Raw genomic sequence first — 24,416 nt, forward strand, 5'->3', positions numbered from 1 at the left:
GCGCGCGATGCGTTGCAGCCTCTTGCGGCGCGTTGCCCGAGACATGCCGGCGCCCGTGCCGGCCAGACCCGGATGGGATCCGTTACGTCATGATTTCCTTCTTCCGCCGCTTTTTTGCCTCGAAGATCGGCTTGCCGCTGGCGCTGGCGTTCCTGGCGCTGATCGCGCTGGCCTTTGCCGCCGGCGACCTATCGGGAACGCAGTTTTCCGGCGTTTCGGGAACCGACCGGCTGGCTGTCGTGGGCGATCAGAAGATCCCGCTGACCGAAGTTGCGGTATCGGCGAACAACGCACTGGAACAGGTGCGCGAGCAGAACCCGACGCTGACCATGCCCGAATTCGTGGCGCAGGGCGGGCTCGATGCGGTGATCAGCCAGCTTATCGACCGCTATACCGTGGGCGAATATGCGCGCACTTATGGCCTGCGCGCGGGCGACAACCTCGTGAACAGCGAAATCCTCAAGATCCCCGCATTTCAGGGGCTGACCGGCGCGTTCGACGAGAAGGCCTACACCGCCGCACTGCAATCGCGCGGGCTGACCGATGCGACGCTGCGCCGCGATCTCGAAGATGGTCTGCTCGAACAGCAATTGCTGCGGACGGCAGTCGCCGTGCCGCAGCTGCCCGAAAAGATCGCGCGCCAATATGCCGCGCTGGTGCTGGAAAAGCGCAAGGGCGAAATCGCGCTGATCCCCAGCACCGCCTTCGCACCGGCGGGCAACCCCAGCGAATCGCAGCTGGCCGCATGGTATGCCGACAACCGCACGCAGTTCGTCCGTCCCGAACGGCGCACCTTGCGCTTTGCGGTGTTCGGCACCGATGCGCTCAAGATCAACACCGTCCCCACCGCGGCCGAAATCGCTGCGCGCTACAAGCAGAATGCCGCGCAATATGCAGCTTCCGAAAAGCGCGCCGTGACCAGCTTCGTCGTCCCCACCGAAGACGCGGCAAAATCGCTTGCCGCGCGGATTCGCGGCGGCACCAGCCTTGAAGCCGCCGCGCGCGAGGCGGGCTTTACCGCATCGCGCATCGAAGCACGCGACCGCGAGAGCCTTGCCAGCGCGACCAGCTTTGCCTTTGCCCAGAACGTCTTCAAGGCCGCGCAGGGCGGCGTCGTCGATCCGGCGCAGGGCACACTGGGCTGGTATGTCGCGCGCGTCGATCAGATCGAGCGCACGCCGGCACGTACGCTGGCACAGGCCACGGGCGAAATCACCGAGGCGCTGGCCAAGGAAAAGCGCACCGCCGCGATTTCCGAGAGCGTCGCCGAAATCGAGAGCGAGATCGACAGCGGCACCGCGCTGGCCGATGTCGCCAAGGCCTATGGCCTGACGCTGGAGACCACCCCCGCCCTGCTCGCCAACGGTCAGGCGTTCGGCCAGCCCAACGTGCAGATCGTCCCGCAGCTTGCTCCCGTGCTCACCACCGCGTTCCAGATGGAAGAAAGCGCGCCGCAGCTTGCCGAGGTCACGCCGGGCGAACAGTTCGTGGTGTTCGAAGTCGCACGGGTCGAGGAAGCCGCAGCAGCCCCGCTTGCGCAGGTGCGCGATGCGGCGATCGCTGGATGGAAGCGCGCGCAGGGTGCGGTGCTGGCCAAGCAGGCCGCCGACCGGATCCTCGCCAAGGTGCGCAGCGGCACACCGCTGGCCGCCGCGCTGGCGGCTGAAAACAAGCCTGGCATCCAGCGCGAGGTGATCGATCTGGAACGCCGCCAGCTGCTCGCACGATCGCAGGGCCGCATTGCGCCCCCGCTGGTGCTGATGTTCAGCATGGCGCAGGGCACCACCAAGACGCTCGAAGCGCCGCGCGATGCGGGCTGGTTCGTGGTCGATCTCGACACCATCACCACGCTGCCGCTCAGCAACGAGCCGCAACTGGTGAGCCAGACCCGCCAGCAACTCGCGCAGACCCTGCCGCAGGAATACCGCGCGCAGGCGACCGCCGCGATGCGCAAGGAACTGGGCGTGACCCGCAACGATGCGGGCATCGCGACCGTGCGCAAGCAGCTGTCGGGCGAGCAGTAAGCGGACGAGGGCTGACCGGGTCGTGACCATCGCTGACGCAGGACTGCCGGAAAACGCCGCTGCCGCCGCCGCGCTGCTTGCCGCGGGCAAGCCTGCGCTGGTGTGGCGGCGGATCATTGCCGACAGCGATACGCCGGTGGGCGCGGCGCGGCGCCTGATCGTGCCGGGCCGCGGCGATTTCCTGCTCGAAAGCGTCGAAGGCGGCGAAGTGCGCGGGCGTTACAGCCTGCTCGGGCTCGATCCCGATCTGGTGTTCCGCGCGCAAGGCCCGCGCGCCGAGGTCAATCGCAACTGGCGGCTCGACCGCGACGCGTTCACGCCGCTCGATGGTGACGCGCTCGCCGAACTGCGCGCGCTGGCCGCCGCCTGCCGGATCGACCCGATGCCCGAAGGCCTGCCGCCGGCGCTGGCCTGCCTCGTCGGCTATTTCGGGTATGAAACGATCGGGCTGGTCGAAACGCTGCCCCGCGCTGCGCAAAGCGACCTCGATCTGCCCGACATGCTGTTCGTGCGGCCCACGGTCATTCTGGTTTTCGACCGGTTGACCGACGCGCTGTTCGCGGTTGCCCCGATCTGGGAAGCGGCCGATCCCGAAGCCGCGGTCGCGCGCGCGGGCGAGCGGATCGATGCGACGCTCAGCGCGCTTGCCCTGCCCGCGCCCGTTCAGGCGGCAACCGCGCCGCCTGACGCACTGCCCGATCTTGCCCCGGTGATCCCGCCCGAGGATTACAAGGCGATGGCCCTGCGCGCGAAGGATTACATCGTTGCGGGCGACATCTTCCAGGTCGTGCTGGCGCAGCGATTTACCTGCCCCTTCCCGCTCCCCCCGCTTGCGCTTTATCGTGCGCTGCGGCGGGTGAACCCTTCACCGTTTCTTTATTTCCTCGACCTGCCCGGCTTCGCGCTGGTCGGCTCCTCGCCCGAAATCCTCGTGCGGGTGCGCGACGATGAAGTCACGATCCGCCCTATCGCAGGCACCCGCCCGCGCGGCGCCACGCGCGAAGCGGATGACGCGAACGAGGCCAGCCTGCTTGCCGATCCCAAGGAACGCGCCGAGCATCTGATGCTGCTCGATCTGGGGCGCAACGATGTCGGCCGGGTCGCCGCCGCAGGCACGGTGGAGGTCACCGACAGCTTCACGATCGAACGCTACAGCCACGTGATGCACATCGTCAGCAACGTCGTGGGACGGCTTGATCCGGCAAAGGATGCGCTCGACGCCTTGTTCGCAGGCTTTCCCGCAGGCACCGTCTCGGGCGCGCCCAAGATCCGCGCCTGCGAGATCATCGCGCAGCTGGAACCCGAAACCCGCGGCGCTTACGCGGGCGGCGTCGGCTACTTCGCGCCCGATGGCAGCCTCGACAGCTGCATCGTGCTGCGAACCGCGGTGGTCAAGGACGGGGTGATGCATGTGCAGGCGGGCGCAGGCATCGTTGCCGACAGCGATCCCGATTACGAACTGGCCGAATGCCGCGCCAAATCGGGTGCGCTGATCGCAGCAGCGCGCGAAGCGGTGCGGGTCGCGGGCGAACCGGGGTATGGCCAATGAAGCTGCCGCTGATGATCGTCGCGGGCGTGACGCTGTTTCTTGCAGGTTGCTCCGAACCGCCCGCGGGCGAAGCGGTGACCAAAATCCGTTTCGATGGGAAGCAGGTCGACGAACCGCTTTCGACTCCGTCGGCAACCGCTGCGCCGACCGGCCCTTCGGCGTGCAAAGCGGTCGAATTCGAAGGCGCGGCGCTGACGCATTGCATTGCCGACCCGTCGCAGCACACTATCGCGATGGCGAACCTTGGCGCGGACAAGCAACCCTTCGGCTCGCTTGGCGCGCTTGCCGCGAGCATGGACCCGGAAACGGTCGCCTTCGCCGTCAACGGCGGGATGTATGGCGATGATCTGAAGCCGATTGGGTATTTCGTCCAGAACGGCGAGCGTCTGCACGAATTGAACCGCGCCAATGGCGACGGCAATTTCTATATGAAACCCAACGGTGTATTCTTCGGGTCTGCCAGCAAATGGCAGGTCTTGGGGAGCAACACCTTCTTCAACACCATCGGCGACCGCCCGCAATTCGGCACACAGTCCGGCCCGCTGATCCTGATCGACGGGAAGCTTCACCCCGAAATTCAGGACGATGGCCCGTCCAAGGCGATCCGCAACGGCGTGGGCGTCGATGCCAAGGGGCTGGCGCACTTCGTGATTTCGGATGTGCCGGTCAGTTTCGGACAATTGGCGCGCTATTTCCGCGATGTCGTGAAGGTCGGCAATGCGCTCTATCTCGATGGGCAGGTCTCCAGCCTGTGGGACCCGGCGCGCGGGCGGATCGACAAGGGCCGTGTCGGCCCGATCATCGTGGTTTCGAAGCGCGCCGCCGCTTCGGCGACACCCGCGACTGCCCCATCGCCCGCTACGAAGGCAGAGGCCCCATGATACTCGTCATCGACAATTACGACAGCTTCACCTTCAATCTCGTCCATTACCTGATGGAACTGGGCGCAAAGGTGCGGGTGGAACGCAATGATGCGCTGACCGCATCAGAGGCGCTGGCGACGGGCGCTGCGGGGGTGCTGATCTCGCCCGGGCCTTGCACCCCGAACGAGGCCGGGATCAGCCTCGATCTGGTCGCGGCCTGTGCCGATGCCGGTCTGCCCCTGATGGGGGTATGCCTGGGTCACCAGGCGATCGGCCAGTATTTCGGCGGTACGGTGCAGCGCGGCGGATTGATGCATGGCAAGACCTCGCCCGTGACGCATGACGGGACCGGCGTGTTTGCGGGCTTGCCCTCGCCCTTCACCGCAACGCGCTATCACAGCCTCGAAGTGGTGAACGTGCCGCGCGCGCTGATCGCCAATGCCCACGCCGAAACGCCGGGCAGCGACCACGCGAGCGTCATGGGCTTTCGCCACGAAAGCCTGCCGATCCACTCAGTCCAGTTCCACCCGGAAAGCATCGCCACCGAACACGGCCACGCGCTGCTCGCCAATTTCGTGCGGATGTGCGGGATCGAGCCCGTGCTGCCCGCGCAGGCCGCGGCATGAGCGTGCTTCCCGATATCGCCACCCCGCTGTCGGAAGCCGAGGCCGAGGCCGCTTTTGGCTTCTTGCTCCACGGCGATCCGTCCGAGCAGGAAATTGCCGACTTCCTGGTCGCTTTGTCCGCGCGCGGCGAGACGGCTGACGAGATTGCGGGTGCAGCGCGGGCCTTGCGCGCGCGGTTGATCCCGATCAACGCCCCCGAGAACGCGATCGACGTGTGCGGCACCGGCGGCGACGGGCATCATACGCTCAATGTCTCGACCGCGGTCAGCCTCGTGGTCGCGGCGTGCGGCGTGCCGGTGGCCAAGCACGGCAACCGCGCGGCTTCCTCCAAGGCAGGCGCGGCCGACACGCTCGAAGCGCTTGGCCTCGACATGGACGCAGCCGGGCGAACGGCGGAAAAGACGCTCGCTGAAATCGGCATCTGTTTCCTGTTCGCGCGCAACCACCATCCGGCGATGGCACGCATTCAGCCCATCCGCACCCGGCTCAAAACGCGCACGATCTTCAACCTGATGGGCCCGCTGTCCAACCCCGCCGGGGTTTCCAGCCAGCTGATCGGTATCGCCCGGCCCGCCTATGTTCCGATCTATGCCGGCGCGCTGGCCCGGCTCGGCACCGGAAATTCGCTGATCGTGTCGGGTGACGAGGGGCTCGACGAATTGAGCCTTGCGGGCGGCAACGAAGTCGCGGTGGTGACCGGCCACGCCTTCACGATGGAGCGCGTCGACGCGAGCGCAGCGGGCCTGCCGCATGCCCCGATCGAGGCGATCCGCGGTGACGATGCCCGGCACAATGCCGCCGCGCTCAAAGCGCTGCTGATGGGCACGCCCGGACCGTACCGCGATGCCGTGCTGTTCAACGCGGCCGGCGCATTGCAGGTCGCGGGCCGCGGCGCGGATTGGCAGGAGCGTGCGGCGATGGCTGCCGAAGCGCTCGACAGCGGCGCGGCGCGGGGTTTGCTCGAACGATGGATCGCACTGGCCCAGTAATTCTCTTATGAAGTGAACCGATGAACAAGCTCGATGAAATCTGCGCCACCAAGCGTGAGGAAGTCGCCGCGCGCAAGGCTGCGGTCTCGCGCGCCGCGCTGGACGCGCAGGCCGCTGCGCAAACCGCTCCGCGCGGGTTCGAAGCGATGCTGCGCCGCCGCGCCGCCGATGGTTACGCACTGATCGCAGAAATCAAGAAAGCAAGCCCTTCCAAGGGCCTGATCCGCAGTGATTTTCAACCCGCAGATCACGCCGCCGCCTATGCCGCGGGCGGCGCCGCCTGCCTTTCGGTGTTGACCGATGCGCCCTATTTCCAGGGCCACGAGGATTACCTTGTCGCCGCACGCGCCGCCTGCGACCTGCCGGTGCTGCGCAAGGATTTCATGGTCGATCCGTGGCAATGTCTCGAAGCGCGCAGCATCGGCGCCGATGCAATCCTGATCATCGTCGCCGCGCTTGGCGACAGCCAGATGGCCGAGATCGAAGCCGCCGCGCGCGAGCACGCGATGGACGTGCTGGTCGAGGTCCACGACGAGAGCGAGCTGGAACGCGCGGCGCAGCACCTCCAGTCACGGCTGATCGGCGTCAACAACCGCGATCTCAAGACCTTCACCACGTCGCTTGCCAACACCGAACGGCTCGCCCCGCTAATGCCGGACGGCACGCTGATTGTCGGGGAGAGCGGGATCAACAGCCATGCCGATTGCCAGCGGCTCGAAGCGGCAGGCGTGCGCACATTCCTGGTCGGGGAAAGCCTGATGCGCGCTGACGATATTGCGAGTGCCACCGCCGCGCTGCTCGGCGCAAAAGGCTAAAGGCATGGATCGGCTCACCCACCTCGACGATAGCGGCGCGGCCCGGATGGTCGATGTCGGCGGCAAGCCCGCCACGGCCAGGCGCGCGGTGGCGAGCGGCCGGATCACAATGTCGCCGCAAGCGCTTGCCGCGATCCGCGAAGGCAACGCGCCCAAGGGCGATGTGCTTGGGCCTGCACGTATTGCCGGGATCATGGCGGCCAAGCGCACCGGCGATCTCATCCCCCTGTGTCACCCGCTCGCGCTCGATGCGGTCACGGTCGATTTCGCTTACGAAGACGATGCGATCCGGGTCACCGCCACGGCTTCGCTTCACGGCAAGACGGGCGTGGAAATGGAAGCGATGACAGCGACTTCTATCGCATTGCTCACGATCTATGACATGGCCAAGGCGATCGACAAGGGCATGGTGATCGAGGGCGTCCGGCTGATCGCCAAGTCGGGCGGCAAGTCGGGCGACTGGAACGCCCCGGCATGACCGCGCCGCTCGGGCTCGAGGAAGCGCAGGCACGGCTGCTCGCGCTCGCCCCGCAGCTTTCGAGCGAGCGGATCGCCACCGAGGCCGCGCTGGGCCGCGTGCTCGCCGAAGATGTCATTGCCCTGCGCACACAGCCACCCGCCGATCTGTCGGCGATGGATGGCTACGCGCTGAGCGGCGATGCCCAGGCGTGGCGGCTGGTGGGCGAATCGCGCGCGGGCCTGCCCTATTCCGGCGTCCTGACTGACGGCGAATGCGTGCGCATCTCGACGGGTGCGATGGTGCCGCCGGGGGCCGACCGCGTGCTGCTTCAGGAGGATGCACGCGACGACAATGGCGCGATCACCGCCGCCCCGCCGCCCCCGCCCGGTCGGCATATCCGCCCGCGCGGGCTCGATTTTCACGCCGAGGATGTGCTGTTGACACGCGGCACGCGGATTACGGCAGCCCGGCTCGCGCTGGCGCTTGCGGCAGGGCACGGCACGCTTGCCGTCACCCGCCGCGCGCGGGTGGTGGTGATTGACAGCGGCGATGAATTGAGCGCGGACCCCGCCGCCTGCCTGCCGCACCAGATCCCGGCAAGCAACGGGGCGATGATTGCCGCGATGCTCGCCCCGCTTGATTGCGAGGTGAACCGCATCGGCCCCGTGCCCGACACGCAGGCCGCCCTGGCAGACGCGCTTGCCCGGGCCGAGGACGCGGATATCGTGATCACGTCGGGCGGTGCCTCGGTGGGCGATCACGATCTGATCAAGCCTGCGCTCACCGAATGGGGCGCCGAAATCGCCTTCTGGAAGATCGCGATCAAACCCGGAAAGCCGCTGCTGGTGGCAACCCGGGGCGATTGCGTGATCCTTGGCCTGCCCGGCAATCCGGTGTCGAGCTTCGTCACCGCCTTCCTGTTTGCGCTGCCATTGCTGCGCGCAGCCGCCGGCGAGCATGACCCGTTTGCGCGCACGCAGAAACTGCGCACACGCGACGATCTGCCCGCGGTTGGCCCCCGCCGTGAATTCCTGCGCGCGGTCGAAGCGGATGGCGAGGTGTGCCTGGCCGGATCGCAGGATTCCTCCGCTCTCACCGCGCTTGCCGCAGCAGATTGCCTGATCGATCGCCCCGCGCACAGCCCGGCGCTGCCGGCAGGAGAGGCAGTGCGCGTGTTCAATCTCCGAAATGGCTGAATTGCGCGGATTGGCGGGTTGCGGCGCTTGACACGATTCTGCGGGTTGCCTACTTGTTCTTTGTTCGTTCACCATAAAGGCGGAACGGAACGTGCTGGCAACGCACTCCCGATGGGTGCCTCTTGGCGCATGCAGGTGATGGACTGGCGCGCAGGGCGCGCCGTGCCGTGGTGCGACCACAGGAGAATGGACCAATGCTGACCGCAAAACAGCGCGAGCTGATCGTCTTCATTCAGCAACGCCTCGAAGAAACCGGCGTTTCGCCAAGCTTCGAAGAGATGAAGGACGCGCTCGATCTCAAGAGCAAATCGGGCGTTCACCGGCTGATCTCCGCGCTCGAGGAACGCGGCTTCCTGCGCCGCCTGCCGAACCGCGCACGCGCGCTTGAGGTGATCCGCGAACCCGGCGACGCAACCCCTGCACGCGCTGCCACGTCCGCTGCGTCCGGCAACGTGGTCGCGATGCCCGCCGCGCCTGCGCGCGCGCCTTCGGCCGCCAATGACGTGATCGAATTGCCGCTGCACGGAAGGATCGCCGCCGGCGCGCCGATCGAAGCGCTGGAAGGCCAGTCGACCTTGCCGGTGCCCGCCGCGCTGCTCGGCCCGGGTGAACATTATGCGCTTGAGGTTTCGGGCGATTCGATGGTCGAAGCCGGAATCTTCGATGGCGATTTTGCGCTGGTGCGCCGCACCAACACCGCCCGCGACGGCGAAATCGTCGTGGCGCTGGTTCGGGGCGAGGAAGCGACGCTCAAGTATCTGCGCAAGGAAGATGGGCAGGTGCGGCTCGATCCGGCGAACGCTGCCTATGATCCGCAGTTCTACCGGCCTGAAGAGGTCGAAGTGCAAGGCAAGCTTGCAGGTCTGCTGCGCCGTTACCACTGACGCATTGGGAGCCGGAGCGGGATTTGCAGCAGCGTGAAACGCGTTTTTCGCGCGATGTCTGGTCTTAGACTTCGGCTCCAACCCACCCCAAATTCGTGATTGTTGGAACGCGTTGCGTTTAAAAGTCGTGCGTTTCAGGCCCCGCCTTGATGGTTCCAGGGGTGCGCCTAGCGCCCCTCTAGACCCCGGTTCGGGCACTTTCGAACGCAGTCTGCGGCGGCTTTGCCCCGTTTTCGGTTTCGGCACCGAATTTCCCAACCCGTGCTTCGGGTAGCCGCCACCAACCATGCTCGCCCTGCCGGTCGGCAACGCTGACAATCTTAGCCTCGGCAAGATTGATTGAAAGCCCGCCGGACCGCTCGAGCATGCGGCGATCCGCCTTAAGCCACCGCGGCCGGCACGAGCGCGGAAGGAAGCGTTCGGAGACGACAATGTCGGCCCTCGCGCAGGCTGCCGCCAGCGCGCGCTCCTCGACCTGCGATCGCCCGCGGCCGAGCAGCAGGTGCCACGTTTTCCCGCCCCGCGTCATGGTGAGCGCGCACCATGCCGAAGAACAGCGTGCCCCCGGCCACTCAGCCAGCGGCACGGGCTCGGCGGCGATCCCGGCGAGTTCCAGCAGATTGTCGCGGGTATAGCTCGAACGGCTATCTCGCAGCGATACCAGACGCCGCGCGCCGTCTGGGTCGGTCATGGTGATGCCCACCTGCTGGCCATCGCCCGAAATCAACAGATCGGGGATCGGGGTCGCCGCGGCCATCACGCTCGCCAACCCCACCGGAACCAGTCCGGCAAGGCGCACCCGGCCGCGCCACAGCGCAAGCCACAAGCCCCCCACGGCAAAAAGCCCTACCGCAATCCCGCTGATCTGCGGCATCAGACGCACCGAGCCCGACTGGCCGGCAGTGAAATGCGCAATTGTCAGCAGCAGAGCGAGCGATCGTTCCACCACCCACCAGAACGGCGCGCCCGCGCCGACAAGGTCGGCCACCAGCGCGAGCGCGATCATCGGCATCGCGACGAACGTAACCAGCGGGATCGCAACGACATTGGCCAATGCGCCATACATTCCCGCCCGGTGAAAATGGAACATCACGATCGGCATCAGCGCGAGTTCGATCACGATCCCCGTCACGAACAGCATCACGATCTTGCGGAGGGTCGCCCGCCACCATGCCTCCTCGCGCGGCGCAAGGAAGGCGCGCACCGGTGCGCTGTTCGACAAGGCGATGATCGCGATCACGGCGGAGAAGCTCATCTGGAAACTTGGGCCAATCGCGCTTTCGGGCCAGAGCAACAGCACAAACCCGGCGGCGATCGCCACCATCCGCAAGGACAAGGCCTCACGCCCCAGCACCAGCGCGCCCAGCACCAGCAGCGCGGCGACACAGCTGCGGATCGTCGGCACCTCCGCCCCGGTGAGCAAGGTGTATCCGATCCCCGCAGCCGCGCCCGCGCTCGCCGCAAGCACCGGCAGCCGGAGCCGGAGCGCCAGCGCAGGCCACAGCGCGAGCAGCCGCATGACCGCAAAATAGGCTGCGGCAATCACTGCGCTGACGTGGAGCCCGCTGATCGACAAAAGGTGCGTCAGCCCCGAATCGCGCATCGCCGCCTCGTCGGCTTCCTCGATCCCGCCGCGGTCGCCGCTGGCAAACGCGGCGGCGATCGCACCCGGCGAATCCGGCACGCGCGACCGGACATGGACTGCCAGCGTGCGTTGCAGACTGGCGATTCCGTTGCCGATCGCTGCCGATTCGCGAAGCTCCAGGGGGCCGACCATCGTGCCGGTGGCGGACAGGCCTTGAAACCATGCGGCACGGGCAAAATCATAGGCGCCGGGCAGCATCGGGCTCGCCGGCGGCATCAGCCGGGCGCGCAGCCTGACCACAGCGCCTTCGCTCAACCCGGCCGGCGGCCCGGCCTCGCCCAGCACCGCAAGCGTGACATTGACGCGCACCTTGCGCGCTTCTCCATCAACAGGGTCGCGCATGGCGAGCGTCAATCGTATCCGGCCCTCGGCAGGCTGATCCTCGCGCGCCAGCACCCGGCCTTCGATCAGCATCATGGCGGGACGGGCGATCGGCTCAGCTCCGACAATCGCCGAGCGCGCCCACACGGTGCCGACACCAAAGGCGAAGACCAGCCCGCATGCCATAACGGCAAGCCGCAGATGCGCGCGGGTCTCGTCAGCCGCACTGCCCGCTGGCCACAGCGCCTGCGCGCCGAGCGCAAGTGCCGTGCCGCCAGCGATTGCGGCGCTCCAATGCCACGCGGTCGGCCAAGAGAACCACGCGAGGATTCCCAGCATGAACATCACGGTGAGCCACGGCGCGCGGTCGAAGCCTGCCTCTGCGAGAAAGCGTTCGGCCCGGTCTGCCAGAGCCTGCGGACTGCGGGGGATGCTGGACAAGCCCTTCGCGGTTTGCCAAGGGCGCAGGCGCGGGCTTCCGGCGGCAACGGGTCCGCCGGGCTCCTCTCCCATCGGAATGAGCGGCACATCGCGCAACGGCTTGTCCCCCGACCGGCCTGCACCCCAACAAGCCGCTCAAAGTGAACAGGAAAGCAAGGCCAATGGCAAGCGAAAGCAGCATCCCCGGCGCAGAGCCGAACGGCGAGGTCGTCACCCGCTTTGCGCCCTCCCCCACCGGGTTTCTGCATATCGGCGGCGCGCGCACCGCGTTGTTCAACTGGCTCTATGCCCGGCACCACGGCGGACGCACCTTGCTCAGGATCGAGGACACCGACACCAAGCGTTCGACGCAGGCCGCAATCGACGCGATCATCGACGGGCTCGACTGGCTCGGTCTCGATTTCGATGCGCCCCCGGTGTTCCAGTCCGACCGCGCCGAACGCCACGCCGAAGTCGCCTGGCAGCTGCTTGAGGCGGGCCACGCCTACAAGTGCTTTGCCAAGCCCGAAGAACTCGAAGCGATGCGCGAGGAACAGCGCGCGCAGAAAAAGCCGCTGCGCTATGACGGGCGCTGGCGCGACCGCGATCCGGCCGAAGCTCCCGAAGGCGCGCCCTTCGTGATCCGCCTGAAAACCCCGAACGAGGGCGAGGTGACGATCCACGACCGCGTGCAGGGCGCGGTGACGGTCAAGAACGAAGAGATCGATGATTACATCATCCTGCGCGCCGATGGCACGCCGACCTATATGCTCGCAGTGGTGGTCGACGATCACGACATGGGCGTGACCCACGTGATCCGCGGCGACGACCATTTGAACAACGCCTTCCGCCAGCTGCCCATCATCCGCGCGATGAATGCGATCGAAGGCGGCTGGGCCGATCCGGTCTACGCGCACATCCCGCTGATCCACGGCAGCGACGGGGCCAAGCTCTCCAAGCGCCACGGCGCGCTGGGGGTCGAAGCCTACCGCGACGAATTCGGCATCCTGCCCGAGGCGCTCTTCAACTATCTGCTGCGCCTCGGCTGGGGGCACGGCGACCGCGAGGAAATCACCCGCGAGGAAGCCACGCAGCTGTTCGATCTGGCAGGCGTGGGCAAGAGCCCGTCGCGCTTCGACATGAAGAAGCTGGAAAACCTCAACGGGCATTACCTGCGCGAAGCCGACGATGCGCGGCTCGCGGCGCTGGTGGCCACACAGATCGGCGAGCATGCCGATGTGGCGCTGCTTACCCGGGCGATGCCGGTGCTCAAGGTGCGGGCGAAGAACATCGGCGAAATCGTCGATGGCGCGGGCTTCCTGTTTGCCAAGACACCGCTCGTCATGAGCGAAAAGGCGGCCGGTTTGCTCGAAGGCGATGCACGTTCGATTCTACGCAAGGTTTACGAGGCTCTCCGGGCGGAAAACGACTGGACAAGCGAAGCGCTCGAAGCCACTACGAAGGCGCTCGCCGAGGAACTGGAACTGGGACTTGGCAAGCTGGCGCAGCCGATGCGCGCGGCGCTGACCGGGACGACCACATCGCCCGGTATTTTCGATGTTCTGGTCCTGCTCGGACGAGACGAGGCACTGGCCCGGCTCCAAGCGCAGGCTGCCTGAAGCAGGCTGCGCGGGGGGGGCGCAGGACCGACAGAAATTTTGGACAGGAGACAGATCTTGGCAGACAAGACGGCGAAACTCGAACTCGGCGGCAAGACTTTCGAATACCCCGTGCTCGAGGGTAGCACTGGACCCGACGTGATCGACATCCGCAAGCTCTATGCGCAGACGGGTGCCTTCACCTTCGACCCCGGGTTCACCTCGACCGCCGCTTGCGAAAGCGCGCTGACCTATATCGACGGTGACGAAGGCGTGCTGCTGCACCGCGGTTACCCGATCGGGCAGCTGGCCGAGAGCTCGAGCTTCATGGAAGTCAGCTACCTGCTGCTGAACGGCGAACTGCCGAGCCAGGACGAGCTCAACGACTTCACCTACACCATCACGCGGCACACGATGCTGCACGAACAGCTGATGACGTTCTACCGCGGGTTCCGGCGCGATGCGCACCCGATGGCGATCATGTGCGGCGTGGTCGGCGCATTGTCGGCGTTCTATCATGACAGCACCGACATCTCCGACCCCGAGCACCGCACGATCAGCTCGCACCGGCTGATCGCCAAGATGCCGACGATCGCAGCCATGGCGTACAAGTATTCGGTGGGTCAGCCCTTCGTCTATCCTGACAACAAGCTGTCCTATACCGGCAATTTCCTGCGCATGACCTTTGGCGTTCCGGCCGAGGAATACGAAGTGATCCCCGAGGTCGAACGCGCGATGGACCGGATCTTCATCCTCCACGCCGACCACGAACAGAACGCTTCGACTTCGACCGTGCGTCTTGCCGGGTCATCGGGCGCAAACCCGTTTGCGTGTGTTGCGGCGGGCATTGCCTGCCTGTGGGGCCCCGCTCATGGCGGCGCCAACGAAGCGGCGCTCAACATGCTCAAGGAAATCGGCACGCCGGACAAGATCCCGCACTATATCGAGCGCGCCAAGGACAAGAACGATCCGTTCCGCCTGATGGGCTTCGGCCACCGTGTCTACAAGAACTACGATCCGCGCGCGACGGTGATGCAGAAGACCGTGCGCGAGGTGTTCGACGCGCTCAAGGTCAACGACCCGCTGTTCGAAACCGCGCTGCGCCTCGAAGAGATCGCCTTGAACGATCCCTATTTCATCGAGAAGAAGCTGTTCCCCAACGTCGACTTCTATTCGGGCATCATCCTGTCGGCGATCGGTTTCCCGACCACGATGTTCACCGCGCTCTTCGCGCTGGCGCGCACCGTGGGCTGGGTGGCGCAGTGGAACGAAATGATCAGCGATCCCGGCCAGAAGATCGGCCGTCCGCGTCAGCTTTACACCGGCCCGACGGAGCGTGATTACATCCCGCTCGGCCAGCGTTAAACGCGAAGCGAGGATCACCGATGAACATGCTGAGGGCGGCGGGGATATTCTTTGCCGCCCTCGGTTGTATCTGGCTGCTGCAAGGTTTGGGCTGGCTGGCATGGCCGGCCGACAGCTTCATGCTTGGCCGCAGCGAATGGGCGCTGCGGGGCGCGATTGCGATTGCGCTGGGACTTGGCTTGTTACTGACCGCGTTCGTCCGCTCCCGGCGGTGAACTGCGATCAGGCCGCGGGCAGATCGAGCCGGAACAGCGCGCCGCCACCGGGCGCGGCGCTGACGGTGAGTGTGCCGTCCATCGCTTCGGCAAGGCGGCGCGAAATGTAAAGGCCAAGGCCCGAGCCTGTGTCCTTGCCCATCCCGTTGTCGCCATCGCCATGACGGCCGAGACGCTCGAACTTGTCGAAAACCCGGGCCATCTGCTCGGGCGAAATGCCCGGCCCCTGATCGGCCACGGTGATTGCGACGCGCCCGGCTTCGGCAGGCGCTGTGGCATCGATCGTCACCGTGCTTGCCGCCGGAGAATAGGCGACCGCGTTGCCGATCAGATTGATGAGGATCTGCAGCACGCGGCGAAACTCTCCCACAGCGACCGCCCCGCCCTGCTGACCTTCGACGCGTAGCACCGTTTCGCGATTGGCCGCGCGCACCCCGAGAATTCCCGCCGCACGGGCGGCGGCATCGGCCAGATCGACATGCTCGCGCGCAGCGGCGAAGCCCGGGCTTTCGACAACTTCGAGATCGGCGAGATCGTCCAGCATCGCGGCCAGATGCTGCCCTGCGCTGGCAATGGTGCCTGCATATTCGCTGTATTCGTCGCGCAGCGGCCCGGCGAGTCGCGCCCGCATTGTTTCGGCATTGGCGATGATCCGCGCGACCGGCTGGCGCAGCACCGGAGTCAGCGCGGTGCCGACAAGCCGGGTCGGCGATTGCTCGGGCGCATCTTCGTCCTCATCTGCCGGCGATGGTGCGGCCATCGGGGCGAGCGGCTCTTCCGCCACCAACAACAGTTCGAACCCCTGGGGCTCCAGCGCATCCGGTCCCATCGGGATCATCCGCACCCGCCAATTGCGCTGCGATCCGGCAAAGCGGCAATGCGCGCCGTCGAGCAGGCGCCAATGCAGCGGCTGGTGGTGAGTGATGCCGACCAGCTCAACGAGGGTGGTCCAGTCGCCGCCAAGCGAAGCAAGAGCGGCAGCTTCGAGCGCCTGCGCATCTGGCGCGCGGGCGCTGAGCACTCGCAGACACTGGCGCGCATCGAGCCGCGCGCTCACTTCTGCCGTGGCACGGTCGATCGCGTCGATGCGTTCGGCCATTTCGCGCGCGCTTGGAAAGGTAACGACGCTGCGCTGCCAGTTCTCGACCAGCACTTCGCAGCCGCCGCCCTCGCCCACCCCCAACGGATGGATCCGGGCAAACCCCGAGATCTCGGCATCGCCATCGAACGCTGCAAAGCCACGCGCGATCCTCAAGCCCATCCGCCGCGACTGCTGCACCAGCGCAAGCAGTTCGGGGATCGCCAATGTGCCGGGCAGATCGCCGCCGCAGCGCTCCTGAAGCTCTGCCAGCGGCGCATCAGCGGTCAACAGCCGGTCATGCGCATCGGTGACCCCATAGGCGCCAAGCAGCGTTTCGGCCTGATCCATGCCGTTCATCGCCCGGCCTCATCGGTGCCCAGCAAAGCCGCGGCGCGTTCGGGGGAGAGGGTGGCCAGAAAATCGGGAAGCGACGCGGCAGGATCGACTAGCGCCAGTTGGCGCGCGATCGCGGGCGACGCTTGCCCGGCGGCTCGCAGCATCAGCGCAAGCCGCAAGGCCTGCCCTTCATGACAGGCCAGCACCGCGTGATGCCTTGCGCTGCGGGTTTCTTGTGCAAGCGCCGTAGCGAACAGCGCGATCCCCGCGTGGTCGAGCGCCAGTGCGGCCACCAAACCGCGGCGCATCGCGGAAACGAGCCGGGACAGCAGGCCGAGCCGCGACATCGCCTCGTCATAACCCGACTTCAGCCTCGCAAGGCCCGCACCCTCGCCGGCCTCGGTTTGCGCGCAGGCGAGCACCGCATGGAACAATTCGGCCGGAAGCTCGCCCAGCGGCAGTTCCATCCGGCGCTGGGACTGAACGAAGCGCGACTGCGCGGCCAGCGCTTGCATCGCCAGCGCGGAAACGCCGTTGTCCTGCGAGGCGATCAGTTCCTGCACCAGCCCGGTCAGCACCGGGTCGATCCCGTGGCGTTGCTGCAACCGCTCGGCAATCAGGCTTTCAGCGGCCAGCGCGTGGCAATGCGTCAGCAGCCGCTCATCGGCGAGGAGCGCGGCGGCGAGACCATCGATCGCCGCCGGGTCCTCGCTTCCCGAACGTACGGCGGGATCGTGGCCCGAATGCGCAGCAAGCAGTTGGGCAGAAAGATCGACGATCATCCCGCGCACCCGCGCCAGCAGTGCGTCGCTGACCAGACCTTGTACTTCGGCGCCAAGCAGATGACGCAGGACCGGGACAACTGCCGACAGCGCACGCAGTTCGCGCGCGGCACCATCCCGCAGGATCGCCTCGACAGCATCGTCGCCGGCCATGTCCATCGTCTGTTTGACCATCCTTACCAAGCATAAAGCCAGCGTAGTTAAGGCCGGGTTAGATCATTCCTCGCGCACGCGCAGCAGCAAAGCTGCAACCAGCCCCAAGGCGAGACAGGACAGCAATTCAGGTAACCATCCCGGAAGGGACGCAAAGGCCAGCACAAGCAACAAACTTGCCCGGTCGCGGCTTGCGGGGACGGCTGCTCCGGTCGCGGAGACGCTGTAGAGTCGCATCAGCCCGACTACCATTGGCCCCATCGCCGCCAAGGGCTCCCACACGCCAAGCGGTGCCAGCGACAACCACAAGGTAACCGCCGCAAGGCAGTCGGCTGCAACCATGCCCTTTTTGGCGGCGCCCGGCTGGTCCGGCGCGCCATAAAGCCGCGTCGTCGTCTGTGTGAACGCTGCGGCGGTTTGCGCCGCGAGCACGCCGAGCCCCGCGAGGCCCAGTCCTGTTGCCGGATGGCCGGCAGCAGCAGCGATGATGCCTGCAAGCATAAGCAGCACCGCAATCGCGCCTGCGGCGATCCCCGCCTGCCCAAACCCGCGCGCCGCTGCCCTAGATGCGATCATCGTCGCCAGCGCCGGGCCAGGCGCGCGCCAGTCTGCCGGCGGCGCGGCGCGTGCCAGCAAGGCGCGTTCATGCAGCGCGAGCGCCTCGGCATCATGCGCCAGCTGCCAGCTGCCGTTCGTCGGCTTTTGGGCAGCCAGATCACGGCCCGGAACTGACGATTGCAGCGCAATCCTTAGCAAGAGCGATATAGCGTCGGCATCCTCGGGAAAATCGGCCAGCTTCTGCACCCCGGCGCCGCGCATCGCCAGAATGCCACCCCAATGCCGCGCTGCATCGATCCGTTCGAAATCCTGCGGAAAATCGCGTGCCAGCGGATGTTCGGCAGGCAAGGTGGCGACCGCGCGCAGGCCGCTGCTACCGTCAGCACCAAGTGCGGCCCGCACCACCGAAGGGTCAGGAACCAGACCGTCCAGCATCACGATCAGTTCGTCATCCGCCCGCACCATGGCAGTCAGGGCCGAAAACCGGGCAACCTGGTGAAATTGGCCGCCTTTGCTTTCGATCGCCTCCCGCAAGGCGGCCAATTGATCGGCAGCGGGATCTGCGGCGAGGCAGATGATCCGCTCCGCCCCGAGCATCTGCATAAGCGATGCCTGCCATGCGATCACGCTGCGCCCGGCGAGCATCATCTCGCCGCGCAAACCCCCGTCGTTCGCGGTTCGCAGCATCGCGATCAGGCCAACGCGCATCGCCTTTGCCCTTCCCGTCCCGGCATCACAGACGGCTGGATTGGCGGTTTGCACGCAAAGGTTCAAGCAGGCGAAGATATTTTGCCGGTGCCCGGCGGGCAGAAAGCGAGGTCAGATCCGGTTCGGATTGCGCGGCAGCGTCCGGCTGAAACGCGCCAGCACGGCTTCGACCTCGCGGATCGCGAATGGTTCGCCCGGCGCTGCCTGAAGCGCGATTTCGGCCGCCTGCAACAGATCCTCGGCGTGGAAGCTTGCGGCCAACCCCTTCAAACGCATCGCGGCCACATGCCAGTTGCCATCGCAACGGGCGCGCTTGAGCAAATCGAGCTGCCGCATCGCGCTTTCGAGAAAGGCGCTACGCAGCTCGCGCAGCAAGGCGGCATCATCGCCCGCTGCTGCCGCGAGAGTCGCATCGAGAGCTCCGTGATTGAATGCCATGACAACGGCCTATCCCAAAATGGGTTAAAGCGGGGTTTATCACGAATCCGGGTGTGTTATGTGTGTCGTCATGACAATACGGCACCAGATGCGCAGCTTGGGGCGCAAGAGCGGCGACAACGGCGTGAGCGGCTCATCCGCTGACGATGTTGAAGGGGCGGCAGATAAGCTCGACCTCACGGAAAACTGGGCCGAGGGCGAGCTTACCGAGTTCGGTGAAAGTGAGCCGAAGCGGGCGATGCCGGCATGGCTCACCCCGGCCGCTGCCATGTTGCTGGTCGCCGCATGGTCCGGTTTTTACCTTTACGCCTATTGGCCCGCGATGACTGCCGGTGCACCGCCCACGCAATGGGCACAATGGACCATCGGCTGGACCGTGCCGATCGCGTTGATCGGCATCGTCTGGCTGCTGGTCATGCGCTCGTCGCAGGCCGAAGGACGGCGCTTTGCCGCGACCGCCGGGCTGATGAACCGCGAAAGCGCGGCGCTCGAAGCGCGCCTCAAGGTGGTCAATCGCGAGCTCAGTCTGGCGCGCGAATTTCTTGCGGCACAGTCGCGCGATCTCGAAACCCTCGGCCGTCTGGCAGCCGAGCGCCTGTCGGCCAATGCCGGCGAATTGCAGGCCTTGATTACCGCCAACGGGGCGCAGGTATCGGCCGTGGCAACTGCCAGCGATACCGCGCTCGGCAACATGAACCGGCTGCGCGACGATCTTCCCGTCATCGCCAACGCCGCGCGCGATGTGGCCAACCAGATCGGCAGCGCGGGACGCGTCGCCGACGAGCAATTGGCCAGCCTGTCGGGTGGCTTCGACAATCTGAGCGCCGCTGGTGCCAAGAACGAGCGTCAGATTGAAGCGGTCGCAACCCGCGTGAGCGAAGTCCTGTCGACCTTCGAGACCCAGCTGGACACCATCGCGCAGCAGATCAGCGAACGCTTCGGCGCGCTGCGCAGCGAGACTGAGGCCTATCGTTCCACGGTCGGAACCTTGGAAAGCGAGGCGCTCGATGCGTTGCGCAGCCGCGTCGAAATCGCCGCCACCGAGGCCGATGCGATGACCGCACGCTTGCTCGAAAGCAGCGAAAACACCGAAACCCGGTTGCTCGCCGCAATCGCGACCTTGCACGAAGCGATGGTGGAACGATTGAAGGTGGTCGAAGATCTCGACCGTACCACCAGCGCCGCGGCGAGCCAGCGGATTGCGCAATTGCGCGATGAGGCGCTGCGGTTCGATACCCAGCTCGAAGCCCGAAACCGCAGCTTCGACGAGATGATGGAAGGGCGCCACGCGGCGTTCGAGACCCAGTCTGCGCAATCGATCGAAGTGCTCGGCCAAAGGCTGGCCGCGCTCGACGATGCGCTCGCGCAGCGCCGCGAAACGCAGATGGCGGATATCGCAATGCTGGTCGCGCAAGGCGATGCGATGGCAGAGCAAGTCGCGCAATTGTCGCGCCGGATCGAGGAAGCCGGGGAAGCGGGCGACTCCGCCCGCGCCAAACTGACTGCCCCCCTCGATACGCTGGCGCAGCAGCTTGCCGACAAGCGCGCAGCCCTCGCCGCAACCGAGGCAGACATTGCGCAGCTCACGCACAACAGCGTGCGGCTGCTCGAAATCCTGCAATCGGGTACGCGGATCTGCCGCGATGATCTGGGTGAAGCGATTGGCAACGCCGACCGCGCGCTCGAAACGGTCGAGCAGCGCGCGGCCGAGGTCGACGCGGTGATGCTGCGCAGCGCCGCTGCGGGCCGCGATCTGTCGGCCTATCTGGTGCAGACCCGCGCCGGGGTGGACGACACCGAACAGGCAATCGCCGACCTTCGCACGCAGCTTGCCCAAGACAGCGACGATGCGCTGGCCCGGCTGCAGGGCCTCAAGGGTGGATATGTCCGTTTGGCCGCCGATAGCAAAGCCTTGGCGGGCGAGACCCAGGAAGCGCTGCGTAACGCATTGGGAGAGCTTGAAACCGCCATCAAAGGTGCGTTCGCAACGCTTGATGACGGGGCCCGTTCGCGGCTGGTTGCTCTGGCCGACACGCTTGGCAAGGATGCGGTCGAAGCGTTGGAACGGGCGCTGCGCAATGAAACCGCTGCAACTTTGGGGAAGCTGGAGCAGTCGGCGGCGCACGCCTCGGGCGTCGGACGCGAGGCGGCGATCCAGCTGCGCGATCAGCTCGTCAAGGTGAACGAGTTGACCGGCAATCTCGAACAACGCGTGGCGCGCGCCCGCGATCTGGCCGAAGAACAGGTCAACAACGATTTCACGCGGCGGATGGCGCTGATCACCGACAGCCTGAATTCTGCTGCGATCGACATCACGGCCGCGCTTTCGACCGAGGTGACGGATACTGCATGGGAGGCCTATCTGAAGGGCGATCGCGGGATCTTCACCCGCCGCGCGGTGCGGTTGATCGACAACGGAACCGCGCGCGACATTGCCGGGCTCTACACCTCGGACGAAATGTTCAGGAGCAATGTCAGCCGCTACATCCACGATTTCGAAGCGCTGCTGCGTCAGACGCTTTCGACCCGCGACGGGCACGTGTTGAGCGTGACGATGCTGGGGTCGGACATGGGCAAGCTTTATGTGGCGCTCGCCCAGTCGATCCAGCGGCTTCGCGCCTAACCGGCGGGCGCTGTGGCCGACGGCGGTTTGGGGAGAAAGTCGATATCCGCCGCCGTTACCCAGCCATATTGGTAATTGGCGACGAAGATCGCGGTCAGCACGGCAGCGATGACGGCTGCCCGCGCGGCGACCTTGCCGGGGCGAAAATCGATCGGCGCGCTTTCAGCCTGCCCCGGCACCTTCTCGATCCCCGCCTCGTCAGCGGTTCTGACGCCGAAAGGCAGCATCAGAAATCCGCTCATCACGAAGAACAGGAAATAAATCGCCGCGATCGAGGTAATGGCCATCAGGCGGCACGCCCCGGCATCACCACGCGCACCTGCGGACGCTTGCCCGACCAGCGCTGCGCGGCACGGCGGGCAGCAAGGCGCGCAGCCTCGCGGATGGTGGCTTCGTCCTTGGCATCGCGGCCCTTGAGCCGCGCGATCGCTTTCAACACGTCCTCCGCCGCCTCTTCGAGAAACTCGGGCAGATCCTCGTCAAGCGGTAGGCCGATAGCCTCGATCACCGGACGGCTGCCCCGCGCCAGCACCACCATCAGAACCCCGTCGCTCGCGATGCGCCGGCGCATGGTCACGGCATCGCCGTCGGCCGGGGCAATGATATCGCCATCGAGCACAAGCCGGCCCGCCCGTACCTGAGCCACCTTGCCGGGCTTGCCCGGAGCCAGGCGCACCAGATCGCCGTTCTTCTGCACCACCTGCGCCGGAATTCCGCTTGCCTTGCCGACACGCGCCTGTTCGGCCATGTGGCGGATCTCGCCGTGAACCGGCACCAGCACTTCGGGCTTGAGCCAGCTGTAAAGCGCTTCGAGCTCGGGACGACCCGGGTGGCCCGAAACGTGGATCAGTGCCTGCCGGTCGGTGACCATCTGGATACCGCGTGCGGCCAGCTGGTTCTGAATCTTGCCGATTGCAATTTCGTTGCCCGGGATCTGGCGCGAGGAGAAGAGCACCACATCGCCTGCGACAAGTTCGATCGGGTGGTTCATATCCGCCATTCGCCCAAGCGCGGCGCGCGGTTCGCCCTGCCCCCCCGTCGCGATGATCAGCAGCTCGCCGCGAGGAAGCCCCATGGCGGTATCGAAACTGACCGGCTTGGGGAAATCGGCAAGATACCCGTTGTCCTGCGCCACCTCGATGATGCGGTCGAGCGAGCGTCCTGCAACGCAGATCTGCCGCCCGGTTTCGCGCGCTACCTCGCCCAGCGTCTGGAGCCGCGCGACGTTGCTGGCAAAGGTTGTGACGACAACCCGCTTGCCCTTGTGGCGCGCAACTTCGTCCATCAGTGCGCGGTGAACCGCACCCTCGCTGCCCGAAGGCTGGGGATTGAAGACGTTGGTCGAATCGCACACCAGCGCGAGCACACCTTCGTCGCCGATTTCGCGCAACTCTTCCTCGGTGGTGGGTTCACCGATGATCGGCTCGTCATCGAGCTTCCAGTCGCCGGTGTGGAAGATGCGGCCATGCGGCGTATCGATCAGCAGCGCGTTGCCTTCCGCGATCGAGTGCGCCAGCGGCAGATAGGTGATGCTGAACGGGCCAAGTTCGATCTCGCCGTGGTCTTCGGGAATGATGTTGAGCTCGACCTTGCCGAGCAACCCGGCTTCTTCCAGCTTGCGCGAAACCAGATCGGCAGTGAACGGCGTCGCATACAGCGGCACGCCCAGATCTTCCGCGAAATAGGGGACCGCGCCGATGTGGTCTTCATGTGCATGGGTCAGCACGATCCCGATCAGATCCTTGCGGCGTTCCTCGATGAACTCCAGATCGGCAAAAACCAGTTCGACACCGGGATATTCGCCGCCCGAGAAGGTCATGCCCAGATCGACCATCAGCCATTTGCCCTGACAGCCATAAAGATTGACGTTCATGCCAATCTCTCCCGATCCGCCAAGGGCCAGGAACAGCAATTCGTCTTCGGGCGTGTAATCGTTCTTCACAATGTCTCTTACGTTGTGCGCGCTCAAATGGCTTCGGCCTGGCGGGCAAGGATGGCGAGGCCATCGAGGGTGAGGTCGGCATCGACATGGTCGAAAATGTCGGTGGCGTCATCGAACAATATGGCAAGCCCGCCGGTCGCTACAACCTTTGCCGGGCGGCCGATTTCGGATTTCATCTTGGCAACCATGCCTTCCATCATCGCGACATAGCCCCAGAAGACGCCGATCAGCATCTGGTCTTCGGTGTTGCGGCCGATGACCGAACGGCTGCTGGGCGCGCGGATGGCGATCCGCGGCAACTTCGCCGTCTTGCCGACCAGCGCGTCGAGGCTGAGATTGATCCCCGGCGCGATCGAACCGCCTTTGTAGGCGCCGGTGAAATCGACCGCTTCGAACTTGGTTGCCGTGCCGAAATCGACAATGATCAGGTCGCCGCCGTATTTGGTATGCGCGGCCAGAATATTCAGCGCGCGGTCAGCGCCGAGCGAGGACGGCTGATCGACATCGATCGCGAAGCGCCACCGCGCGCTCCCCTGACCTGCAAACAGCGGCGTGATCCGGAAATATTTCTCGCACAGGACGGTGAGGTTGTGGTCCGCGCGCGGCACCACCGATGCGACAATGACCTGCGTGATGTCGGTGCGTTCGAACCCTTCGATCTTGAGAAGCTGAAGCAACCACACCGCGTATTCGTCGCCGGTCCTGCGCGGATCAGTGGCGATCCGCCACCGCGCACGGATCGTATAGGTCCCGTCCGATTCAAAATCGAACAGCGCAAAGACGACATTCGTGTTCCCGACATCGGCGGCGAGCAGCATCGTGATC

Annotated in this window: 21 protein-coding genes; 13 read left to right on the forward strand and 8 right to left on the reverse strand. The window is 65.9% G+C overall.

Annotated features, from left to right (window positions below):
* Positions 1-89: 89 nt before the first annotated feature.
* From A9D12_RS12500 to lexA, 9 genes are all read left to right on the forward strand, one after another.
* Positions 90-2,024, forward strand: coding sequence for a peptidylprolyl isomerase (locus tag A9D12_RS12500; RefSeq protein ID WP_068352323.1), 1,935 nt, complete (start codon positions 90-92; stop codon positions 2,022-2,024).
* A 28-nt stretch (positions 2,025-2,052) separates the two neighbouring features.
* Positions 2,053-3,573, forward strand: coding sequence for an anthranilate synthase component I family protein (locus tag A9D12_RS12505; protein ID WP_418251584.1), 1,521 nt, complete (start codon positions 2,053-2,055; stop codon positions 3,571-3,573).
* Entirely contained in the window at positions 3,570-4,454 is an 885-nt protein-coding gene (locus A9D12_RS12510; protein ID WP_197489820.1) for a phosphodiester glycosidase family protein, read from the forward strand. The genes A9D12_RS12505 and A9D12_RS12510 overlap by 4 nt, the downstream gene beginning before the upstream one ends.
* Positions 4,451-5,062, forward strand: coding sequence for an anthranilate synthase component II (locus tag A9D12_RS12515; RefSeq protein WP_068352325.1), 612 nt, complete (start codon positions 4,451-4,453; stop codon positions 5,060-5,062). The genes A9D12_RS12510 and A9D12_RS12515 overlap by 4 nt, the downstream gene beginning before the upstream one ends.
* Complete coding sequence (gene trpD / locus A9D12_RS12520; protein WP_068352328.1) at positions 5,059-6,051, forward strand: anthranilate phosphoribosyltransferase; 993 nt, start codon at positions 5,059-5,061, stop codon at positions 6,049-6,051. Before A9D12_RS12515 ends, trpD begins: the two co-directional genes overlap by 4 nt.
* Positions 6,052-6,071: 20 nt before the next feature.
* A complete protein-coding gene (gene trpC, locus A9D12_RS12525) occupies positions 6,072-6,866 on the forward strand; it encodes an indole-3-glycerol phosphate synthase TrpC (RefSeq protein ID WP_068352329.1) in 795 nt (264 codons plus the stop codon).
* A gap of 4 nt (positions 6,867-6,870) precedes the next feature.
* The gene (moaC, locus tag A9D12_RS12530) at positions 6,871-7,344 is read left to right on the forward strand and encodes a cyclic pyranopterin monophosphate synthase MoaC (RefSeq protein ID WP_068352333.1); all 474 of its coding nucleotides are present in this window, start codon (positions 6,871-6,873) and stop codon (positions 7,342-7,344) included.
* Positions 7,341-8,522 (forward strand): molybdopterin molybdotransferase MoeA, encoded by a 1,182-nt coding sequence (locus A9D12_RS12535; RefSeq protein ID WP_068352335.1) that lies wholly within the window; start codon positions 7,341-7,343, stop codon positions 8,520-8,522. The genes moaC and A9D12_RS12535 overlap by 4 nt, the downstream gene beginning before the upstream one ends.
* 194 nt (positions 8,523-8,716) lie before the next feature.
* Positions 8,717-9,406, forward strand: a complete 690-nt coding sequence (gene lexA / locus A9D12_RS12540) for a transcriptional repressor LexA (protein ID WP_068352337.1) — start codon at positions 8,717-8,719, stop codon at positions 9,404-9,406.
* A 178-nt stretch (positions 9,407-9,584) separates the two neighbouring features.
* On the opposite strand, the gene A9D12_RS12545 is transcribed toward lexA, so the two are convergent.
* Entirely contained in the window at positions 9,585-11,813 is a 2,229-nt protein-coding gene (locus tag A9D12_RS12545; protein ID WP_231889626.1) for a ComEC/Rec2 family competence protein, read from the reverse strand.
* Between the two features lie 161 nt (positions 11,814-11,974).
* Here A9D12_RS12545 and gltX point away from each other — a divergent pair, with 161 nt between their 5' ends.
* Genes gltX through A9D12_RS12560 form a run of 3 tightly spaced genes read left to right on the forward strand, consistent with a single transcriptional unit; the run spans position 11,975 to position 14,970 of the window.
* Positions 11,975-13,411, forward strand: coding sequence for a glutamate--tRNA ligase (gene gltX / locus A9D12_RS12550; protein ID WP_068352339.1), 1,437 nt, complete (start codon positions 11,975-11,977; stop codon positions 13,409-13,411).
* Between the two features lie 57 nt (positions 13,412-13,468).
* Complete coding sequence (locus tag A9D12_RS12555; protein WP_068352344.1) at positions 13,469-14,755, forward strand: citrate synthase; 1,287 nt, start codon at positions 13,469-13,471, stop codon at positions 14,753-14,755.
* Positions 14,756-14,775: 20 nt separating this feature from the next.
* Entirely contained in the window at positions 14,776-14,970 is a 195-nt protein-coding gene (locus A9D12_RS12560; protein ID WP_068352346.1) for a hypothetical protein, read from the forward strand.
* A gap of 7 nt (positions 14,971-14,977) precedes the next feature.
* On the opposite strand, the gene A9D12_RS12565 is transcribed toward A9D12_RS12560, so the two are convergent.
* From A9D12_RS12565 to A9D12_RS12580, 4 genes are all read right to left on the reverse strand, one after another.
* On the reverse strand, positions 14,978-16,408 hold the full coding sequence (locus A9D12_RS12565) for a sensor histidine kinase (protein WP_082925557.1): 1,431 nt from the start codon (positions 16,406-16,408) through the stop codon (positions 14,978-14,980).
* Positions 16,405-17,328, reverse strand: a complete 924-nt coding sequence (locus A9D12_RS12570) for a hypothetical protein (protein WP_197489821.1) — start codon at positions 17,326-17,328, stop codon at positions 16,405-16,407. The genes A9D12_RS12565 and A9D12_RS12570 overlap by 4 nt, the downstream gene beginning before the upstream one ends.
* Positions 17,329-17,385: 57 nt before the next feature.
* Positions 17,386-18,588 carry a hypothetical protein gene (locus A9D12_RS12575; RefSeq protein ID WP_068352349.1) on the reverse strand — a complete coding sequence of 401 codons (1,203 nt, stop codon included), beginning with the start codon at positions 18,586-18,588 and terminating at the stop codon, positions 17,386-17,388.
* Between the two features lie 111 nt (positions 18,589-18,699).
* Positions 18,700-19,026: a hypothetical protein gene (locus tag A9D12_RS12580; protein WP_068352351.1), complete on the reverse strand. Its 327-nt coding sequence runs from the start codon at positions 19,024-19,026 to the stop codon at positions 18,700-18,702.
* 124 nt (positions 19,027-19,150) lie between these two features.
* On the opposite strand from A9D12_RS12580, the gene A9D12_RS12585 reads away from it, so the two are divergent.
* Positions 19,151-21,649 (forward strand): coiled-coil domain-containing protein, encoded by a 2,499-nt coding sequence (locus tag A9D12_RS12585; RefSeq protein WP_231889627.1) that lies wholly within the window; start codon positions 19,151-19,153, stop codon positions 21,647-21,649.
* On the opposite strand, the gene A9D12_RS12590 is transcribed toward A9D12_RS12585, so the two are convergent.
* Genes A9D12_RS12590 through A9D12_RS12600 form a run of 3 tightly spaced genes read right to left on the reverse strand, consistent with a single transcriptional unit; the run spans position 21,646 to position 24,409 of the window.
* Positions 21,646-21,936: a DUF1467 family protein gene (locus A9D12_RS12590; RefSeq protein ID WP_068352355.1), complete on the reverse strand. Its 291-nt coding sequence runs from the start codon at positions 21,934-21,936 to the stop codon at positions 21,646-21,648. The genes A9D12_RS12585 and A9D12_RS12590 overlap by 4 nt on opposite strands.
* On the reverse strand, positions 21,936-23,591 hold the full coding sequence (locus A9D12_RS12595) for a ribonuclease J (RefSeq protein WP_197489822.1): 1,656 nt from the start codon (positions 23,589-23,591) through the stop codon (positions 21,936-21,938). Before A9D12_RS12595 ends, A9D12_RS12590 begins: the two co-directional genes overlap by 1 nt.
* A 23-nt stretch (positions 23,592-23,614) precedes the next feature.
* A complete protein-coding gene (locus A9D12_RS12600) occupies positions 23,615-24,409 on the reverse strand; it encodes a type III pantothenate kinase (RefSeq protein WP_068352357.1) in 795 nt (264 codons plus the stop codon).
* Between the last annotated feature and the right edge of the window lie 7 nt (positions 24,410-24,416).

The sequence above is a fragment of the Erythrobacter neustonensis genome (assembly GCF_001663175.1).
Lineage (GTDB): Bacteria > Pseudomonadota > Alphaproteobacteria > Sphingomonadales > Sphingomonadaceae > Erythrobacter > Erythrobacter neustonensis.

Bases quoted from the DNA above. Each gene is read 5' to 3' on its own strand.
- A9D12_RS12500 (WP_068352323.1), top strand. From the start codon at position 90: ATGATTTCCTTCTTCCGCCGCTTTTTTGCCTCGAAGATCGGCTTGCCG.
- A9D12_RS12510 (WP_197489820.1), top strand. From the start codon at position 3,570: ATGAAGCTGCCGCTGATGATCGTCGCGGGCGTGACGCTGTTTCTTGCA.
- A9D12_RS12515 (WP_068352325.1), top strand. From the start codon at position 4,451: ATGATACTCGTCATCGACAATTACGACAGCTTCACCTTCAATCTCGTC.
- trpD (WP_068352328.1), top strand. From the start codon at position 5,059: ATGAGCGTGCTTCCCGATATCGCCACCCCGCTGTCGGAAGCCGAGGCC.
- trpC (WP_068352329.1), top strand. From the start codon at position 6,072: ATGAACAAGCTCGATGAAATCTGCGCCACCAAGCGTGAGGAAGTCGCC.
- moaC (WP_068352333.1), top strand. From the start codon at position 6,871: ATGGATCGGCTCACCCACCTCGACGATAGCGGCGCGGCCCGGATGGTC.
- A9D12_RS12535 (WP_068352335.1), top strand. From the start codon at position 7,341: ATGACCGCGCCGCTCGGGCTCGAGGAAGCGCAGGCACGGCTGCTCGCG.
- lexA (WP_068352337.1), top strand. From the start codon at position 8,717: ATGCTGACCGCAAAACAGCGCGAGCTGATCGTCTTCATTCAGCAACGC.
- gltX (WP_068352339.1), top strand. From the start codon at position 11,975: ATGGCAAGCGAAAGCAGCATCCCCGGCGCAGAGCCGAACGGCGAGGTC.
- A9D12_RS12560 (WP_068352346.1), top strand. From the start codon at position 14,776: ATGAACATGCTGAGGGCGGCGGGGATATTCTTTGCCGCCCTCGGTTGT.
- A9D12_RS12565 (WP_082925557.1), bottom strand. From the start codon at position 16,408: ATGAACGGCATGGATCAGGCCGAAACGCTGCTTGGCGCCTATGGGGTC.
- A9D12_RS12570 (WP_197489821.1), bottom strand. From the start codon at position 17,328: ATGGACATGGCCGGCGACGATGCTGTCGAGGCGATCCTGCGGGATGGT.
- A9D12_RS12575 (WP_068352349.1), bottom strand. From the start codon at position 18,588: ATGCGCGTTGGCCTGATCGCGATGCTGCGAACCGCGAACGACGGGGGT.
- A9D12_RS12580 (WP_068352351.1), bottom strand. From the start codon at position 19,026: ATGGCATTCAATCACGGAGCTCTCGATGCGACTCTCGCGGCAGCAGCG.
- A9D12_RS12590 (WP_068352355.1), bottom strand. From the start codon at position 21,936: ATGGCCATTACCTCGATCGCGGCGATTTATTTCCTGTTCTTCGTGATG.
- A9D12_RS12600 (WP_068352357.1), bottom strand. From the start codon at position 24,409: ATGCTGCTCGCCGCCGATGTCGGGAACACGAATGTCGTCTTTGCGCTG.